The 17789-nt window shown below is 45.7% G+C and carries 14 protein-coding genes; 4 read left to right on the forward strand and 10 right to left on the reverse strand.

The features are described 5' to 3' along the window. Positions 1 to 193: 193 nt before the first annotated feature. The 6 genes from JOD82_RS22110 to JOD82_RS22135 form a co-directional block, all read right to left on the reverse strand. Positions 194 to 1312 (reverse strand): GerAB/ArcD/ProY family transporter, encoded by a 1119-nt coding sequence (locus tag JOD82_RS22110; protein ID WP_069010152.1) that lies wholly within the window; start codon positions 1310 to 1312, stop codon positions 194 to 196. Continuing rightward, on the reverse strand, positions 1312 to 2469 hold the full coding sequence (locus JOD82_RS22115; protein WP_069010151.1) for a Ger(x)C family spore germination protein: 1158 nt from the start codon (positions 2467 to 2469) through the stop codon (positions 1312 to 1314). The genes JOD82_RS22110 and JOD82_RS22115 overlap by 1 nt, the downstream gene beginning before the upstream one ends. 4 nt (positions 2470 to 2473) lie before the next feature. Continuing rightward, positions 2474 to 3952, reverse strand: coding sequence for a spore germination protein (locus JOD82_RS22120; RefSeq protein ID WP_029516902.1), 1479 nt, complete (start codon positions 3950 to 3952; stop codon positions 2474 to 2476). A gap of 236 nt (positions 3953 to 4188) precedes the next feature. After that, entirely contained in the window at positions 4189 to 4854 is a 666-nt protein-coding gene (pgmB, locus tag JOD82_RS22125) for a beta-phosphoglucomutase (RefSeq protein WP_029516901.1), read from the reverse strand. Positions 4855 to 4879: 25 nt separating this feature from the next. Continuing rightward, positions 4880 to 7162 (reverse strand): glycoside hydrolase family 65 protein, encoded by a 2283-nt coding sequence (locus JOD82_RS22130; RefSeq protein ID WP_029516900.1) that lies wholly within the window; start codon positions 7160 to 7162, stop codon positions 4880 to 4882. Between the two features lie 154 nt (positions 7163 to 7316). Further along, positions 7317 to 8324: a LacI family DNA-binding transcriptional regulator gene (locus JOD82_RS22135; RefSeq protein ID WP_069010150.1), complete on the reverse strand. Its 1008-nt coding sequence runs from the start codon at positions 8322 to 8324 to the stop codon at positions 7317 to 7319. A 242-nt stretch (positions 8325 to 8566) separates the two neighbouring features. On the opposite strand from JOD82_RS22135, the gene JOD82_RS22140 reads away from it, so the two are divergent. Further along, the gene (locus tag JOD82_RS22140; protein WP_069010149.1) at positions 8567 to 10231 is read left to right on the forward strand and encodes a PTS transporter subunit IIBC; all 1665 of its coding nucleotides are present in this window, start codon (positions 8567 to 8569) and stop codon (positions 10229 to 10231) included. 5 nt (positions 10232 to 10236) lie between these two features. Continuing rightward, positions 10237 to 11058: an endonuclease/exonuclease/phosphatase family protein gene (locus JOD82_RS22145; RefSeq protein WP_069010148.1), complete on the forward strand. Its 822-nt coding sequence runs from the start codon at positions 10237 to 10239 to the stop codon at positions 11056 to 11058. Positions 11059 to 11078: 20 nt separating this feature from the next. On the opposite strand, the gene JOD82_RS22150 is transcribed toward JOD82_RS22145, so the two are convergent. Both JOD82_RS22150 and JOD82_RS22155 read right to left on the reverse strand, forming a co-directional pair. Continuing rightward, entirely contained in the window at positions 11079 to 12278 is a 1200-nt protein-coding gene (locus JOD82_RS22150; RefSeq protein ID WP_069010147.1) for an MFS transporter, read from the reverse strand. 205 nt (positions 12279 to 12483) lie between these two features. Further along, entirely contained in the window at positions 12484 to 12981 is a 498-nt protein-coding gene (locus tag JOD82_RS22155) for a DinB family protein (RefSeq protein ID WP_039274097.1), read from the reverse strand. 306 nt (positions 12982 to 13287) lie between these two features. On the opposite strand from JOD82_RS22155, the gene JOD82_RS22160 reads away from it, so the two are divergent. Together JOD82_RS22160 and JOD82_RS22165 are read left to right on the forward strand one after the other, a co-directional pair. Then, positions 13288 to 14787, forward strand: coding sequence for a monooxygenase (locus tag JOD82_RS22160; protein ID WP_069010146.1), 1500 nt, complete (start codon positions 13288 to 13290; stop codon positions 14785 to 14787). Between the two features lie 103 nt (positions 14788 to 14890). Next, positions 14891 to 15394, forward strand: coding sequence for a MarR family transcriptional regulator (locus tag JOD82_RS22165; RefSeq protein WP_049816963.1), 504 nt, complete (start codon positions 14891 to 14893; stop codon positions 15392 to 15394). Between the two features lie 81 nt (positions 15395 to 15475). On the opposite strand, the gene JOD82_RS22170 is transcribed toward JOD82_RS22165, so the two are convergent. Further along, entirely contained in the window at positions 15476 to 16405 is a 930-nt protein-coding gene (locus JOD82_RS22170) for a response regulator (protein WP_013308322.1), read from the reverse strand. Between the two features lie 5 nt (positions 16406 to 16410). Further along, on the reverse strand, positions 16411 to 17715 hold the full coding sequence (locus tag JOD82_RS22175; protein ID WP_029516894.1) for a sensor histidine kinase: 1305 nt from the start codon (positions 17713 to 17715) through the stop codon (positions 16411 to 16413). Positions 17716 to 17789: the final 74 nt, after the last annotated feature.

Genomic DNA, 17789 nt, shown 5'->3' on the forward strand with positions numbered 1-17789 from the left:
CATTAGTCTCCTAAGAGAGAATAGTTGATCTGGTATAGCTTAACTCTTCCATTATATCAGTTCATGAATATAAATTGAGTGGAGGGAGCAGTTGGAAAATTTCGAAGTATAACCGCCAAGTGCAGTAAAAAGCCCTCTTACGCTGTGGCGTAAGAAGGCTTGAGTCTCATCAGCAAGAATGGGGAGGCATTCTCTATTGTTTCCCACCCGGATTCTCTGTTCGATGGAAGACCATAGAGATAACAAGAAGCACCAAGGGTACTACTGCGCATACAGCAATTCCAAAATAACCTATTATTTTATCGAAGTTGCCTATCTCAACAAAATTTTGGGGATACATGCTCAGGCAAAATAATATAATTAACGGGAGATAACAGATATACCCGTTCCACTTTTGGGTGAGCTGGCTGATCCCCGTTACAATATAGAAATAATAGTTTGAGGCGGTCATGAAAATTTTGATCGTCCACAAAATGATAAATAATATTTCAAATCGTTCCAGGAACGCGCCGGGGAATTCAATTTGCTGTGCAAAAGAAACGACTGGCCATTGCAGTCGGGAAACTTCCTCAACTGACATACAGCCGACGACCATCGTTACCATTAAAATATACAAACCCATTGCAATCGAGTAGCCGATTGACCCAGCCTTCCATGCTTTTTGGGGGTGGGTCATCACATTAGTTAATATAAGGATGGATTCAAAACCCAATGTAGAGAAAGGTATAACTTTAAGTGATTCAAAGATCGGTCGCCATCCTTTATGGAAAACAGGGCGCAAATTATCAAGATTGAAATGGTTGACATTAAGAACGACCAACAATAAAAAAACAATAAGGGTTAAAGGGAAAAAAAGTTCGATCAATCGAACCATTGCATGGAGACCGCCCCAGGTCAAATACCCAATAAGCAGAAGAAACGGTAAGAGAATCATACTTATTGGGGTTCTCTCCAGTGCAAGACCTTTGAGGAATTCCGCCATCATTCTACATACAAAAGAGCATATCATCGTGCAATGTACAATAAATGCAATATTGATGAGCAGGCCGATGAATTTACCCGCGATCACAGGATTGAGCTCATAGAACGTCTTCCCTGGAAATCTCCGGCACAGTTTAAAATGGATAAAAACGATGCCTACCCCAAGCAGACTTGCCAGCAAAAGTCCCTGCCACACGTCGGGCGTTTGTGTCTTTTCCGCGATGGTTCTTGGCAAACTGACAATTCCCACAGCGTACACGGTCGAAGTGACTGTAAGTAAGGCTTGAAGGGTAGAGATTTTTTCCTGTTTCATGGAAGGTATGTTGGACATTACTCTTCCTCTCCTTTTGTATAAGCACCTGTTCGTTCAATCTGTACTTCAGCCTGAACATCGATTGGTATTTGACTGAATGTATTTTGCCAATTTTCCTTTACCCGATCCCAGTAAGCGGGATAGTTCACTTTTACTTTTGTGCCAAAACCGACTACATCTGCTCTCATTTCTTTCTGAAGTGTGTTTAGCGATTGGGATATGGTCTGTTTGATTTCATCTTGCGCCGCTTCTTTGGCGGTTCGGATGAATGATTCCTTCAGGAAGTCTACAGAAGTAACCGAGTTTTCGTTTAGCTTGATATCTGTTTTGATACGAACTGTGAATGAGAGATCCTGTCCATTAAGGTGGGGAATAAGTTTACTATGGGCATCCTCAACTTCAAAGACCATGTGTTGCTTCGTCTTTGGGTCCTCAACTTTAATAATGGAACCCTTCGTTTTTCCCAGCATCCAGTTGATTCCGATAACATCCTCTTCGTCCAGCCAAAAAGCAAATTTCTTCGTTTTGCCGCTGACCAGAGCTGCTCCTGAGAAGTGATTGCCGTCATTGCTTTCTAGGCATTGAATGAGGAAGTCAGCTCCTTGTGAGATATGTGTAGACATTTCCCCTAATGTTATTCTATAAGGTATTTTTGAGTTGAAATCACTATTTTTGGCCAATGCTTCAAGGTCAATGGAAGGTATCTCTTTATGTTTGCCAATCTTATTGAGCGCTTCTTTCGCATTGCCTTTTACGATCATAACAAGTGATTTTCGACTCGGTTTATAGGAGCGAGTAAACGTATCTAACAATTGGTCGATTCTTGTTTTTTGTATAGCTTGGTCACTAATCAAAATCAAGCGAATAAAACTATATAAAGGAGCACGGGATACCTGCTTGGCCTGTTCCCTGGAAGCAGACTGGATTGAATCTTTGTTAAAGGTTGTTACGTTGCTATACATATTTTTTCTGGATTTCTGCGCTATTAAGTGCTGGTAGGTAAGTTCCAGCATATCCTGCTGATCCGTATCAATGGCGACGCCTTGAATAATACTCAAGTTATCGATCTCTCTGCTATCCCAACAACCGGTGAGGAGAGCAGCACATGCGATCCATGCAGCAAAGCATTTTTGCGCCCATAGGGTTCGACGAAACAGAAAGATGTAAGAGAGCATAGGTTTACTTCCTTTTTCTGTTAGATTGTATTTCGTCCTGTGTCTTTAGCATCATAGGGCGTTTTTTGAGATATTTAAAAGGAACCCGAACCAAAGTATCTTGTTGATCTCTTAGCCGAATTGGGGCTAGGGGTGACATGTAAGGAACTCCAAAGCTTTTGATCTGGACCATGTGTACGCCTAAACAAATAAAGGCTAAAATTACTCCATACAGCCCATAAATCCCTGCGATCATCATAATGGGGAAACGAAGAAGCCGGATTCCAATACTGCCGCTGTACTGCGGGCTTGCAAAGGACGCAATGGCAGTAAGACCAACGACAATAATCAGAAAAGCACTTACGATCGCCGCCTCGACAGCGGCTTGTCCAATCACAAGACCGCCTACAATCCCGATGACTTGTCCTATGCCTTTAGGTAGCCGTAGACTTGCCTCGCGCAGTATTTCCAATGCTAACTCCATAATTAGAGCTTCCACAAAAACGGGAAAAGGAATCCCTTCCCTTGAGGCAACGATAGACATCACTAGCTCAGGTGGGATTAATCCAGGATGAAAAGAAATAAGTGCAACGTACAGCGAAGGCAGGAATGTTGCAATGAACAGAGCCGTTAAACGAAGCATGCGGAAAAATGTTCCTAAAGGAAAACGCTCGTAATAATCCTCTGGGGATTGAGCCAGCATCCAGAAGGTCATGGGAGCAATCAGGACAAAAGGAGTGCCATCAAGCATAATGACAACTCTTCCGGACATTAAAGCATTTATAGCTTTATCCGAGCGTTCAGAGGCTTGGATCTGTGGGAACGGAGACCATGAATGTTCCTCAATCCATTGCTCAATAATCCCGGTATCGGAAGCATCGTCCACATCAATCGTTTCGACTCTCCGTTTAACTTCCTGAACTAGCTCCGGATTTGCGATATCTGATATGTACAGGATCGCTAACTTCCGTGAGGATCTCCTTCCTATGGTCATTTTATCTATTTTGAAACTTAGATCTTTGATATGCCGCCTTACCATTGCCAGGTTGCTTTGCAAATCTTCAATAAAACCTTCTCTCGGTCCTCTAACCAAAGTTTCAGTGCTTGGTTCATCGACACTTCGCGACGGAAACTGGCCCGTAGACGCAAAAAAGACTTCATCGGTTCCTTCGATCAGCAGACAGGTATTTCCCGATAACACTTCGTGTACACACGTCTCAAGGTCTGTCTCTTCTTCCATATCGATCGTAAATGCTGTCTGCTGTATCAGCTCCTCCTTTATTTTCTCGGGATTAACTTGGGAGTGACTTTCACGAATTCCAGTTAAAATGAGCGGCTTGACGATTTGTTCGTTAATGATGCTCGTATCCGCAATACCAGAGAGATAGATCATAATTACATGAATTCCCGTTTGACCCACATTCATTTTCTTGAAGACGACATCAGGAAGATGACCCAGGGTCTTTTGTAGATGGTCCAATTTCGCCTCGAGTGATCTTGCCATGACTCCTCCTCCTTCAAAAGTTATGCATGTAATATGTGTAAAATGGTAATAAATATTCATGGAATGGTAATCTAATGTGTTCAACGATAGAGGAGCTGAAGACGCGAGAGACAGAGGGAGTTTTTTGGGTATATGTAAACAAAAACGAACACCAGTGGTGTCCGTTTTTGGTCATACTTATGAGGCGAGGGTACTCTATCCTAGAGATAACGCCATATAAATTCCTCCGAGTGGAGTCACTTTTTGAACTCGTAAAAATGTGCCTCCAACATGCTCAGAGAAAGCTCGGCAGTCGTGGCTACCACGATATCTGCCCCTTGCATTTGTGAAGGTGTTCCTACACCGACCGCAAACATCCCGGCGCCCTTGATCGCCTGTATGCCAGCCTGTGCGTCCTCTATACCGATACAATCGGCAGGCTGAACGCCCAGATTTGCAGCTCCAGTAAGGAAAATTTCCGGGTCAGGCTTGCCATGCCGAATGGCGGTAACATCCACCACACTGTCAAAATAGTACGCTAGCTCCAGTCGCTCCAGGATAAACGCTGCATTTTTACTTGCAGAGGCCAGAGCGATGCCGATTCGGGCTTCACGAAGTTCTGTCAGAAGCGCTTTAATGCCTGGAAGAATGTCCGAGGGAGTTACAGCTGAGATGAGCCGCTGATACTCCGTATTTTTCCGTGTGGCCAGTTCTTGCTTGCCTTCTTCTGAAAACGTATTGGACAGGTTACCGCGCGCCAGTATTTTGTCGAGCGATTCCGTACGGCTGATTCCTTTTAACTGTTCATTAAATTCCCGATCAAAAGGGATGTTTAACGCTGCCGCCAAGCTGCCCCATGCCTGAAAATGATATTCGGCGGTATCTGTGATGACTCCGTCCAGATCAAAAATGACTGCCTTCATTTGCTTTCCCCCCTGTCTACCCGATTTATGAAACGCTGTTCGTCATTAACGGCCGCCCACTGGTAATGTGCGTTGGCTGTCCATACAGCTCCAGCGTCAGCGGTTCTCCATCCAACAGGGTAATGATCACTTCATTTTCCTGTACGAGAATACTTAGCAAGCGACCGCGATAGTTGATTTTAAACGTATATTTGGTCCAGTCTTGAGGCAAGAAGGGGGAGAAGCTTAATGTTTCATTATAGGTTCTCATCCCGGCAAATCCCTGTACAATCGCCAGCCAGCTTCCCGTCATGGAAGTGATATGAAGGCCGTCTTCGGTATCGTTATTATAGTTATCCAGATCCAGACGGGCCGTCCGCTTATACATCTCGACTGCTTTTTCCTCCATTTTGAGTTCGGCGGCCAGCACGGCGTGTATAGAAGGAGACAGACTGGATTCATGAACAGTCATGGGCTCGTAAAATGCAAAATTGCGCGCTTTTTCCTCCAGTGTGAACTGGTCTCCAAAGAAATACAGCCCTTGCAGCACATCTGCCTGCTTAATGAAGCATGAACGCAGGATTTTATCCCATGACCATTTCTGGTTTAGTGGAAGGTTGCTGGGATCAAGGGCGGATACAGGCTGCAAATCCTTATCCATAAAGGTATCGTGTTGTACGAAGACTTCCCGCTCCTCATCATAGGGATAATACATGTGAGTGACGATATCCTGCCAATGTGCAAGCTCATCAGCCGTAACTGCCAGGCGCTGCGCTTTCTCAGTCGAAATTTGAGGCAAGACCGATAATGTATATTTCAAAACCCATGCAGCCAGCGTGTTGGTATACCAGTTGTTATTGACGTTATTTTCGTATTCGTTTGGCCCGGTAACCCCGTGGATCATATACTGCTGCTGACTTTTGGAAAAATGAACCCGGTCGGCCCAGAAGCGGCTAATTTCGACCAGTACATCTACGCCGTAGTCATGCAGATAGGTCAAGTCACCCGTATAGTTGGTGTAATTGTAAATGGCATAGGCAATGGCACCGTTACGATGAATTTCCTCGAAGGTAATTTCCCATTCGTTATGGCATTCCACACCCGTAAAAGTGACCATAGGGTACAGTGCACCCCGAAGTCCTTGCTGGGTCGCGTTATGCTTGGCACCCTCAAGTTGTTGGTAGCGATACAGCAGCAGATTTCGGGTTACATCCGGGTCTGCGAGCGCCAGGTACATAGGTACGGCATATGCTTCTGTGTCCCAATAGGTGGCACCGCCATATTTTTCACCTGTAAAACCCTTGGGACCAATGTTCAGACGGGCATCTTCACCGTAGTACGTAGAGAACAGCTGGAAAATGTTAAAGCGTATTCCCTGTTGGGCCTCCGTATCGCCCTCTATTTCTACATCTGCTTTGTCCCAACGTCGGGCCCAAGCTGCGACATGCTCCTGTTTAAGAGAAGTGTAGCCTTTGTTCACAGCTTCTACGGCGATGCGTTCAGCTTGTGGAATCAGTGCGTCCTTTTCCATATCCCGTGAAGTTGTAACAGCCACAAATTTTTGCAGCTGGATACTGTCGCCCGGAGCGACGCTGTATTGATAGTGGCGAGCAGCATACAAAAAGCCCTCTTCCGTCGTCTGCTGATCCTGTCCCTCGGTCACAATACCCATGGTAGCGTTTACGGTAAAGCGCGGAATACCGAAGGGATTATCTATAGTTGTTGTGGACAGGCTAATGAATTGTTCCTGAACCTCTCGGGCCTCCTCCAGCCAAAAAACCTCATCATAGTTCGTGTCTTCATTCTTCGTATTGCCGTCCAAATAGGGGACAAGCTCTATAGTTAGAGGTTGCTCACTTATATTCGTTGCTTGGTAATCAATCAGGCATAGCTCACGAGTGGTGATGCTCAGAAAACGCTCCGTAGTGATACGAACCTGATCGTTCACGGTGCAGGTGCGTCGCAGGATCCCCTGTTTCATGTCCAACTCCTGCACAAAATCGCTGATGTGTGCCGTAAATAAGTCTACTTCCTCTTGGTTTACGATCAGATTGATGCCGATGAAGTTCATGGCATTGATGACCTTACCAAAATACTCAGGATAGCCGTTTTTCCACCAGCCGACCTTTGTTTTGTCGGGGAACCATACACCGGAGATATAAGTTCCCTGATGATGATCCCCTGAATACGTTTCTTCGAAATTGCCGCGCATGCCCATATAACCGTTGCCTATGGACGTTAAGCTTTCCTGTAATCGCATGTGTGTGCTATGTAGAGCGTGTGTTGTCAGCTTCCAACTATCTACGTCAAATAATCGGTTGTAAACCATGAGTGCGTACCCCTCTCGGAAAATGAGATCGTTGTTTTAACGAGACCAATATATGAGCGAGTTCAGTATATAGTGCAACCGTTTGCCCTGTCAACGCAAAAAAACTGATTTTATGGATATCCACAAAATCAGTTCTTGTCCATTTCTTAGAGATTCATAGTACCTGGCTGGATTTGCGCTCCACGATTCGGTGGGGCACAATGATGTGTTTGGTCAGTTCCTTGGGATCCTCAATTTTTTCAATCAGGCTTTTGGCAGCCTGATAACCCAGAGTAAAGATATCAATATCCACGGATGTAAGAGGAGGATTCATCAGCTCAGCCAGCATTAGATTATTGAAGCTCACCATGGATAACTGCTCTGGCATGGACACGCCTAACTGGGCAAGCATTTTCTGTACGGCCATGGCTACAAGGTCGTCGCTAACGATCATCGCAGTAGGCGGCGGGGTAGCCTGCAATAACGCGCGCATGTCCTCCAGATTAAAGGGTTCTCTGACCACGTATTCCTTCGGTAGAGGCAAGCCAACCTCTCGTAGCGCATCTTGGTAGCCTCGGAGTCTTTCAAGATTCACGATGTGTTCCTGATCACCGCCAACATAAGCAATGCGCTGATGATTCAGCCCAGTCAAATAAGTGACCACATCCTTGGCAGCCTGGTAGTTGTCGTTGTCTACATGGGTGGTTTCGCTGACAAACTGTTGAGGCTTGCCTATTACGGTATAGGGAATTTTTTCTTTGTGAAGATACTCCACGATGCTATCCTTTTGCTTGGAGTACAGGACAATGTAGCCGTCAACGCGTCCGGTCCGGGTCATCAGCTTTACGCGGGATAGCAATTCATCATTCGTTTTGCCTGTGACAATCGACAGTGTATAGTTGTGCTCGTTCACCCATTCGCTGATCCCGCGAAGACTTTCCGGAAAGAAAGGATTTTGAAAGATCGCCACATCCGATTCAGGCATAATAATGCCTATCGACTGTGTGACTCGGTTAGCCAGACTCTGAGCTGAATAGTTGGGTTCATAGCCAAGCGCCTTCATTTCTTTACGGACACGTACCTTGGTAGCTTCGCTGATTTTGGGGCTATCTTGAATGACGCGGGATACGGTGGAAGTAGCAACATTAGCACGTTTTGCGACATCTTTGATGGTTACTGCCATCGTCTTCGTCTCCTTTTGCTATCTCAAGCAGGAAATATTATGTTCTATCATACGATATTGCTCGAAAATCAACAAATTCGCGGTTTTTTCGAGTGTTTCTATCATTATTAACCAAGATATTTACAATTAGGGTATTGCTAATAGAAAGCGATATCATTATAATAATTGTGCAACCGATTGCATAATATTTTTTGAGTACTACCCATGCTATACATACTATAAGGGATGGAGACTGAACGAGCATGAAAAAACTTCTATCATTTGATTTTTGGCAAAAGCTTGGGAAGGCACTGCTTGTGGTTGTTGCTGTTATGCCGGCGGCCGGGATTATGATTTCGCTTGGTAAAGTAGTGGCGATGTTGGCTGGCGATATTCATTTCTGGTTGACCGTCGGCGGGGTCATGGAGAATTTGGGTTGGGGTATTATCAATAACTTACACATTCTATTTGCGGTAGCGATAGGTGGTTCCTGGGCTAAGGAACGGGCGGGCGGGGCTTTTGCGGCTTTAATTGCCTTTGTTCTCATCAATATTTCAACAGGGACGATTTTGGGCGTATCATCGAAGATGTTAACCCAGGAGGGAGCAACCACCCATACACTCTTCGGTGCATCGATTCCGGTCAGTGGTTATTTCACCTCTGTCTTAGGAGCACCCGCACTCAACATGGGCGTGTTTGTCGGTATCATCTCCGGATTCGTCGGGGCGGTGGTATTTAACAAGTACTATAATTACCGCAAGCTGCCGGACGCTTTAGCCTTTTTTAACGGTAAACGTTTTGTTCCTTTTGTCGTGATTTTATGGTCTGTCATCGTAAGTTTGATCATGTCTGCCGTCTGGCCATTTGTCCAGGGGGGGATTAATCAGTTCGGCATTTGGTTGGCGACTTCGGGAGAATCGGCTCCTTTTGTAGCACCATTTGTCTATGGTACACTGGAAAGACTGCTGATTCCTTTTGGACTTCATCATATGCTGACCGTTCCTATTAACTATACTCAACTTGGAGGCGTTTACACAACGCTTACAGGTTCCGGGGCAGGAAGTGTCGTTGCCGGGCAAGACCCGCTGTGGCTGGCTTGGGCAAGTGACCTGAGTGCGCTTCGTGGTACCGATCCGACAGCCTACAATAGCTTGTTGGAAGGCGTGACGCCTGCCCGCTTCAAGGTAGGACAAATGATTGGTGGAGCAGGTATCCTTATGGGACTAGCGGTGGCTATGTATCGCCGTGTAGACAAAGACAAACGCGGCAAGTACAAGTCGATGATCTTTTCGGCAGCCGCAGCTGTCTTTTTAACAGGGGTAACGGAGCCACTGGAATTCATGTTTATGTTCGTGGCGCCTGTGCTGTATGTGGTTTATGCTATTCTTACCGGTATTGCGTTCGGAATGGCCGACATCATACATTTGCGTTTACATTCATTTGGTATGATTGAACTGCTGACCCGAATGCCGTTGTCTATAAATGCGGGGTTGGTGCAGGATATTATTAACTTCGTGCTGACTTGCGTGGTGTTTGCGGTAGCAACCTACTTTATCGCTTATTTTATGATCGGTAAATTCCAAATGGCTACGCCAGGAAGACTGGGGAACTATACGGATGAGGAGCCTCAAGGGACTTCCGAGGCAGGGAGTACGAAGACAGAGGGTGTGGCAGCTACTTCCACTCAAAACCAACTGGCTACGGATATCATCAAGACACTTGGGGGTGAGCAGAATATTGTCGAGGTGGACGCTTGCATGACCCGTCTGCGTGTGACGGTGAAGGATACAGATGCCGTTGGGGACGAAAAGACGTGGAAAGCGCTGGGTGCCTTGGGCTTGATAAAAGTAGATAATGGGGTGCAGGCGGTTTACGGACCGAAGGCTGATGTGCTTAAATCAGATATACAAGACATACTCAACAGGTGATTACTTTGAAGTTGTTAACCTTAAATGCACATGCTTGGATGGAAGAAAACCAGCACGATAAGCTAAAGCAACTGGCTGCTTTTATTGATGAACAGCAGTTTGATGTCATTGCTTTACAGGAAGTGAACCAGTCTATGGAAGAGGCTCCTTTGTCAGCGGACGATTTGGGCACTTACCATAGCGCAGATCCTGAAGTTGTCATTAAGCGTGATAACTATGCTTATGTGCTGAACGGGCTATTGTCTGATAGCTATCATTGGACGTGGGCTCCCGCGCATGTTGGTTTTGCCAAATACGACGAGGGGTTGGCGATTCTGTCGAAAACACCGATAACAGCTACGGTGAACGAATATATTTCCTCGCTACAGGATTATGACAACTACCGCTCACGTAAAATTGTCGGTATTCAAACTGAGGTGGACGGAGTGCAGGCTTGGTTTGTAAGTGGACATTTTAACTGGTGGAATGATGAAGAATCCTTCCGTGGACTCTGGGATCGTACAACAAAAGTGCTACATTCTTTTGCTCCGACTCCTGTGTTCATGATGGGTGATTTCAACAACGCGGCTGAAGTACGCGGAGAAGGATATGACTATGTACTGCAATCCGGCTGGTCGGACACCTATCCGAATGCAGCAGTACGTGATGAAGGCCACACGGTGATTAAAGCTATTGCTGGTTGGGAAAGTAATGCGGAGCCGCTCCGCATTGACTTTATCTTCTCCAATAAGGCTGCACAGGTACAATCCTCGACCGTTGTACTGAACGGAAAAACAGGACCAGTTGTATCGGATCATTTTGGGGTTGCAGTTGAGTTGGAGCTGTGATGAAAAAGGGGGCCAGTTGCTTATGCAATTGGCCTTTTTCTTATAGATTTCGACTTAAATCGAATGACATATTGGATAACTATGGCGATCAACACCAAAATCAAATTGTAGTAAAAGGGAGTGTTGATGCTAAAGCGTTCCATGAGTACACCTGCGATGATCGGAGACACAATAGCCCCCAATTCGGACAAAGATACGACGTTGCCGATAAATGTGCTTCTGTTCTCCTCAGGAATAACATCCCCTAGTTGCGAGTAAAAGGAATCCAGATAGCTGGCCCCTCCGATACCTCCGATGAACATTCCTAAGTATACGATCCACGGTTCAGTGAACCAAAGAAATAAAATGATTTCCACCATGATCAACAATAGACCGAGGATACAAAGCATCAAGCGATCCTTAAGTAGATCAGATATTTTGCCAATAAAGGGCGCTGAGATGAAGGTCGATATGCCGATAATTGTAAAAGCTAAGCTAATTTCTGCGGGGCTCCAATGGAGCTTGTAGGTTGCATATATGGAGAAGTACGTTAAAAATATAGCGAATGCACTCATTTCAAGAAAATGAACGGTGGAATAGAGCAGTAGCTGTTTCGTTAGCATGGTTTTTCTTTTCGACTCATGAAGGGGTACGTGCTGTTGCTGAGGTTTGGAGGAGAGACTGGGGAAGGTCATTCTGGAGACGGCAACGAAGGATATACATGAGAAAATAGCAACGAAATAAAACGGAATGGATAAAGAAAAATAAGAAACAATAGCTCCACTCATAAGAGGCCCTAAAATCATACCGGCACCTTCACTGCTGCTGATATATCCATTGAGCGTGCCTCGATTCTCTGCGGTGCTCATATGGTTGATCGTGACTCTTACAAAGACGGTTAGCCCTATAGCTACCAAGCCCTGAAGGAGTCTCAGTATGGATAAAATGATGAAGCTTGTTGCAATCGGAAACAGGAGCATACAAGCGATTTCGGCAATGAGTAAGCTCAACCCCAAGCGTTTTGCGCCAATCTTTTCATAAATTCGTCCTGCCAAGCCTCCACCAAGAAATCTCCCCACATAAAACAGAGAAAATAAAATGCTCATGCCGAGTACGGATATCCCGAATTGCTCTACATAAATAGCAAAGAGTGGAAGGATCATACTTCCACTCATGTTAGCAATAAGGCTGATCACGATCATACAGGCGATATTACGATTTAAATATAAGTGTCTCACCATAACCTCGAAACCTCTCTTTGATCTTGCATCATGGGAACCGTTATTCGGATTGCACTTGATTACGGATGAACGGCTTCAAGTCGAGTTAGCGGGTTCCCATATAGGCTACGCGAGCGAGTTCCTCGCGGTGCCTAAATCCCAATGCAATGATGGAGGTATGAAGCGGCGGATGGAAGGAATCTTGATTAGAGCGGTGGTGTTGCCTTTAAGCTGGAAAGCCACCTCCTGGTGGTGGCCAAGCTCCATAGATCCGGCGTAGCAGTACGATTTCACCCAAATGATATGAATTGTGGGAAGCGATATTCCGCAGCAGTCCTGCTTTCGTTTCACCTGGGAAATGAGCTAGTGAATCATCCAGTTGCGCGGTTTCGGCAATCTGCACAGCTTGATCTACGCCCTGTAAAAATTCGTTAATGAGAGCCTGCCATGCCTCTTCGCTTTGCGGTCCAGTCTCTTCGGGCCAGCTTTCCATGACATTGCCCGGAAGCTGGGGCTTCCGTCCTTCCAAATGCTCCAGCATAAATTGCTGCCAGTAGATCATATGCTTCAGCAGTTGATAAATGCTGTAAGGCATTTCTGCATTTTTCTTCCCTGCCAGCTCGACGTCAATGTCTGGTAAAGCCCGAGCTACTCGAATATGTCCACGTTCCCCGACCAGTGATTTAACCAGCGCTTGACCGAATAATTGATTGGCATCTGACATGTATGATCATCCCTTCTATGGAGAGTTTGTTCTAGCTTAGTCTCATTTAACGATTATACAATTATATTTTATGAAATGTAAATGAATGCATGATTTAAAGTAAAGGGTAGAAATGTTTTTAATAAAGTGGTTGATAATTGTTCTCAATTAAATTACAATAATATTGTTTCAGTAGAAACAATAAAAAAGGCTTTATATGTTGTTTGGTACATGCGGAAATGTTAAGGGGAGCTTTCTGTATGTATATATTGTTTCGTGAGAAACGATTAGGTGGTGGAAATAAAGATTTTAGATAGGGGTGTGAACATGGATTACGAAGTGATTGTAGTAGGCGGCGGACCTGTTGGAATGTGGTTAGCTGCTGAGTTGGCATTAGCAAACGTAAGCGTATGTGTAATTGAACGTTTAGAGGAGCCCAGTGGCCAGTCGCGTGCGCTTACGCTACATCCACGGACGCTTGAGATGTTTGATATGCGTGGATTGAAGGAGCGGTTTATGAAGCGCGGCAGACCTATACGTACGGGTCACTTTACAATGCTGAATACCCGCTTGGATTTTTCTGTGCTTGATAGTTCTTCTAATTATACGTTGTTTATTCCACAGGTGATTACAGAGCAAGTGATCGAGGAGCATGCGCTCAAGCTGGGAGTTGTCGTCCATCGTGGCATGGAAGTGGTATCTGTGCGAGAGCACGAGCAGGGCGTAGAGGTGGTGAGTGTATGCGCATCTGGACCACAAGCCAATGTATCGGTAATGAATGCTGCTTATGTCGTAGGAGCGGATGGGGCTGGGAGTATCGTGCGTAAACAAGCCGGGATTGCTTTTCCGGGCACGGATACGACTCTGACCGCTGTATTGGCGGATGTAGAGTTAGTCAATCCGCCTGAAAGTGGCGTACATTCCGAATATAGTGAACGAGGTGGAGTGATGATTGCCCCCGTGTATCCAGATATTTATCGGGTTATTTTGACTACACCACGAATGATGGAGATTCCGAAGGACGTGCCTGTGACGCTGGAAGAAGTGCAGACAGGACTGTATGATCTGCTCGGTACAGATCTTGGCGTATCCAATCCTCGCTGGTTATCTCGATTCGGGAATGCAACGCGGCAGGCGCAGACCTATCGTAAAGGGAGAATCCTGCTAGCAGGTGATGCTGCGCATATCCACTTCCCGGCAGGTGGACAGGGAATGAATGTTGGCTTGCAAGAGGCGGCAAATCTGGGATGGAAGCTGGCCGGAGTGATTCGTGGCTGGGCTCCAGACACGCTGCTGAGTAGCTATCATGACGAACGTTATCCGGTTAATACGCAGTTCTTACGGAATACCGAGGTTCAGACCCGCTTATTGGACTTTACGCCTGCTGTATTGGCACACCGCCAATTGCATGAGGAATGGTTCCGCCATCCGGAAATTAATCAATCTATGGCAGAGCAGATTAGTGCACTGGATGTATGCTATCCAGCGGCTAGCAATATACCGCAGCATCCACTGAACGGGAAACGGTTTGCTGATTTTGAATTGCATTTGCCTGACGGAATGACAACGTATGCTTACGATCTTCTTCATGAAGGCCGCTTTGTACTTCTCCATCTTGCACAGGATAATGAGGTATCGAATGAGTTTCACCATAGCTCACTTTCACATATTTCATATGTGGAGGCCGTAGCCGAGGAAGTGCCCGTGGGATGGAGAGATGTGCATACGGTTCTCATCCGTCCGGATGGGTATATCGCTTGGGCCATTTCTATGAAACAAACGGATATATTGAGTGTGATTAAGGAAGGCATTGCCACATTGGTATAAAGGGGAAAGGGTATGTTCATAACATGACCATATTGTTTCTTGTGAAACAAATGTGGGCTATAATGAAAGGAGGAGTATGCCAAAGGAGTGACTACTTGTTCGTATGGAAAAGGCGACATCGGTTCAGCATGTCTATGATTTGCTTATTAAGATGAATCATCAGTGGGAGCAGCATCAGCAAAGAGAGAGCATGACCTTTCTCGAAGAAATCCGCGAGCACTTTGATGGAATGACTTCGCTCAATATGACGGATGTACACGTTATGGATTGTATCGGGCAGCATGAGCCGATCAATGTTACAACCTTAGCGCAACGAATGGAGCTGAGCAAAGGTACCGTTTCGAAAGTCAGCACCAAGCTGCTCAAGGAAGGCTGGATTCGCAGAACCCAGCTGAACGACAACAAAAAAGAAATTTATTTTCGGCTAACCCCGTTGGGAAAAAAACTCTTTCTTGTACATGAGCGACTGCATGCTGAGGTACAGCAACAGTTATTTCAATTTTTAAATCGTTACAGCTCAGAAGAACTGAATGTCTTGAAACGTCTGCTGTCCGATGGTGTAGATCTCTTGGAAGCTATGGAGTGGCAGGGAAAGAGTCTGGATTAAAGAGATATCTAATCATCAACGATGGGCACCTGTTTTATCTCCGAGTAATAGATACATGAGGAGATGCAGGTGCGTTTTCTCTTAATGCAATAGTCGTTTTGCTTCCATATAGAGCACCTGTACGAACTTTTTCGTATTAATGCGGGCTTGGGACAGTGAAGGCTCCACATTGTTTTGTAGCTCCAGCATTTTTTTGCGGATTTCTGTAAAGTCAAAAAATTTGGATGCGTAATTTTCAAATTTAGGATGGGTATAGTCAGTCAACCCGAGCGATACTATATGGCTTAGCGTCTGGAAAATAGCGCGGCGGACACGCTGCTCCGATGCTTTAATTTCCTTACTCAGCTCTACTGCTGAGGCTGAAGCCCCTAACCGTTTGGATGCTACATTAGCAAATATATCCTTCAACGGCGGGAACAGATAGGGAGACAGATTGCCTGTTTCCTCCTCATACTGGTCCAGAAATTCCAGCATGTCCAACAAATCCATACTCCCAGCTTCGCCGATCATTCCCATCTCGGAGAGCAGAAACTGCCCGGAAGTTACGATGTTTCGGGTCGGTTCAATCGTTGCCGTTGGGTTATTCGATGTGAACATCGACAACCCTTGAAGCGTCCGCTGGATATCCGTAATCGACTGCTGCATGCGCAGACGCTCAGCCACCTTATGAATAACTGCAATAATCTCCAGTCGATTCAAAGGCTTGGCCACATAATATTCAATACCGAGCGAGTACGCCTCGCCGATCATGTTTTTGGATTCGATGCGAGAAATCATAATGATTTTGCCGCTGAATTGATCGCCGAGTGCACGCACGGTCTGAATGCCGTCACGAAGCGGCATCAGCAAGTCAATTAGCAATACATCAATCCGGTTCAGCTCCAGCAGGCCGCTATTCACATAGGAACCATCCTCCGCTTCCCCGATGACTTCCCCTAGACCTTCGTCTTCAATAATGTCTGCCAGCATAGAACGAATCCCTTGATCGTCATCCACAATATAAAAACGCATCCGGGCTATCTTCCTTTCTCCGTCAGTTTCCGTAAAGGCAATGTAATTCTAAAAGTGGTCTGTAATCTATCTGTATTCTCTTCCTCAATCTGTTGTAGTTCAATCGTTCCTTCAAGGCTCTCCGCGACCTCACGTACATAAAACAATCCCATACCGGTCGACGGTTGTCCTTCCTCATCATACTTGGTCGTATACCCTGGTGTGAAGACCATTTCCCGTTTCCGCTGAGGAATACCCGGACCGTTGTCGGTAACACTAAATGAAGCTATATCCTCTTTTCCCGGAAGACAGCGAATAGAAACGTCAATCCTTCCGTCGTCCCTCATGGCTTCAACCGCATTGGCTGTCAGGTTATTAATAAGTGTCAGAACGGTATAAACATGTAGCTTGGGCAACAAAGGATCGACATCTAGGGTAAAACGAATAGACTTGTCCAGTGATTGGGCGTACTTGCTGTTCGTTCGGATGATGAGCTCCCCAAGCTCTTGAGAAGCCATGTAATGCACTCCGCTTTCGGCATCAATCAGCTTGGACAAACCAGCAAAAATCCGCTGGCTGTCTTTTTTAATCTCGTGAACCTGTCCGGAAATACGAAGTGCCTGTCTGGCGTAATGTTCTCTATCCTTTAGAGATTCATCCTGTTGCAGTTCACGGTACAGCTCGTAGCTTTCACGAGTGATTTGTTCTGCATGTGACAGCGTTTTGCCTAACTGGACCGACTCCTCATACAAGTCTGATACAAGAAGTAAAATTCGCTCCGTCTGCTGTCTTTGTGCCTCTTCATGCTGGACCGATTGATTTAACCGAATCATATTATAAAACCCAAGCACGAAGAAGCTGCGGATCATAGCCATAAAAGCTACTTTACTGATCTTAATGATGTCCCAGAAATCGCCGTCAATACTCCACCGGACGCTAAGTTCCGACACACTTGCGGCAACCTCAATCCCTACAGAGAGGATACCCACACGGAGTGCGCGGTAAGGCTCAGCATTAATGTTAAGGAGCTGGAAGAGCAGACCGTAGACCATGTAATAAAAAAAGGTAGGGCCATGCAAGATCAGCAACTCTTCGAAGAGAAGACTGGACTGAGTGTAATGATTGAGTAAGATGCGAAAGGCGACTACCGCTATCCCTGCAAGCACTCCCGATAATGCAGGCGGAATATGACGAATAGATAACAGAAAGAAAAAAAATACAGGCGTACCAAAGCTGAGACGGAATGTATTAGCGAACGGGTGAATATTCAGCTCACCTGCGAGCGGTACAAATACAAGCATGAGCAGGAAAAGGAGCGTGTTCAACTTCATTCATATTCACCTCCTGGGTATTCAGTCAGAAAGGCAATGTGAGCTAAATTCACAGGCTCGTCGTTAAAGTTTGT

The sequence above is a fragment of the Paenibacillus sp. 1182 genome (assembly GCF_017833915.1).
Taxonomy (GTDB): domain Bacteria; phylum Bacillota; class Bacilli; order Paenibacillales; family Paenibacillaceae; genus Paenibacillus; species Paenibacillus polymyxa_D.

Coding starts and splice junctions, on each gene's coding strand:
- JOD82_RS22110 (WP_069010152.1), bottom strand. CDS start 1,312: ATGTCCAACATACCTTCCATGAAACAGGAAAAAATCTCTACCCTTCAA.
- JOD82_RS22115 (WP_069010151.1), bottom strand. CDS start 2,469: ATGCTCTCTTACATCTTTCTGTTTCGTCGAACCCTATGGGCGCAAAAA.
- JOD82_RS22120 (WP_029516902.1), bottom strand. CDS start 3,952: ATGGCAAGATCACTCGAGGCGAAATTGGACCATCTACAAAAGACCCTG.
- pgmB (WP_029516901.1), bottom strand. CDS start 4,854: ATGAAGGCAGTCATTTTTGATCTGGACGGAGTCATCACAGATACCGCC.
- JOD82_RS22130 (WP_029516900.1), bottom strand. CDS start 7,162: ATGGTTTACAACCGATTATTTGACGTAGATAGTTGGAAGCTGACAACA.
- JOD82_RS22135 (WP_069010150.1), bottom strand. CDS start 8,324: ATGGCAGTAACCATCAAAGATGTCGCAAAACGTGCTAATGTTGCTACT.
- JOD82_RS22140 (WP_069010149.1), top strand. CDS start 8,567: ATGAAAAAACTTCTATCATTTGATTTTTGGCAAAAGCTTGGGAAGGCA.
- JOD82_RS22150 (WP_069010147.1), bottom strand. CDS start 12,278: ATGGTGAGACACTTATATTTAAATCGTAATATCGCCTGTATGATCGTG.
- JOD82_RS22155 (WP_039274097.1), bottom strand. CDS start 12,981: ATGTCAGATGCCAATCAATTATTCGGTCAAGCGCTGGTTAAATCACTG.
- JOD82_RS22160 (WP_069010146.1), top strand. CDS start 13,288: ATGGATTACGAAGTGATTGTAGTAGGCGGCGGACCTGTTGGAATGTGG.
- JOD82_RS22165 (WP_049816963.1), top strand. CDS start 14,891: ATGGAAAAGGCGACATCGGTTCAGCATGTCTATGATTTGCTTATTAAG.
- JOD82_RS22170 (WP_013308322.1), bottom strand. CDS start 16,405: ATGCGTTTTTATATTGTGGATGACGATCAAGGGATTCGTTCTATGCTG.
- JOD82_RS22175 (WP_029516894.1), bottom strand. CDS start 17,715: ATGAAGTTGAACACGCTCCTTTTCCTGCTCATGCTTGTATTTGTACCG.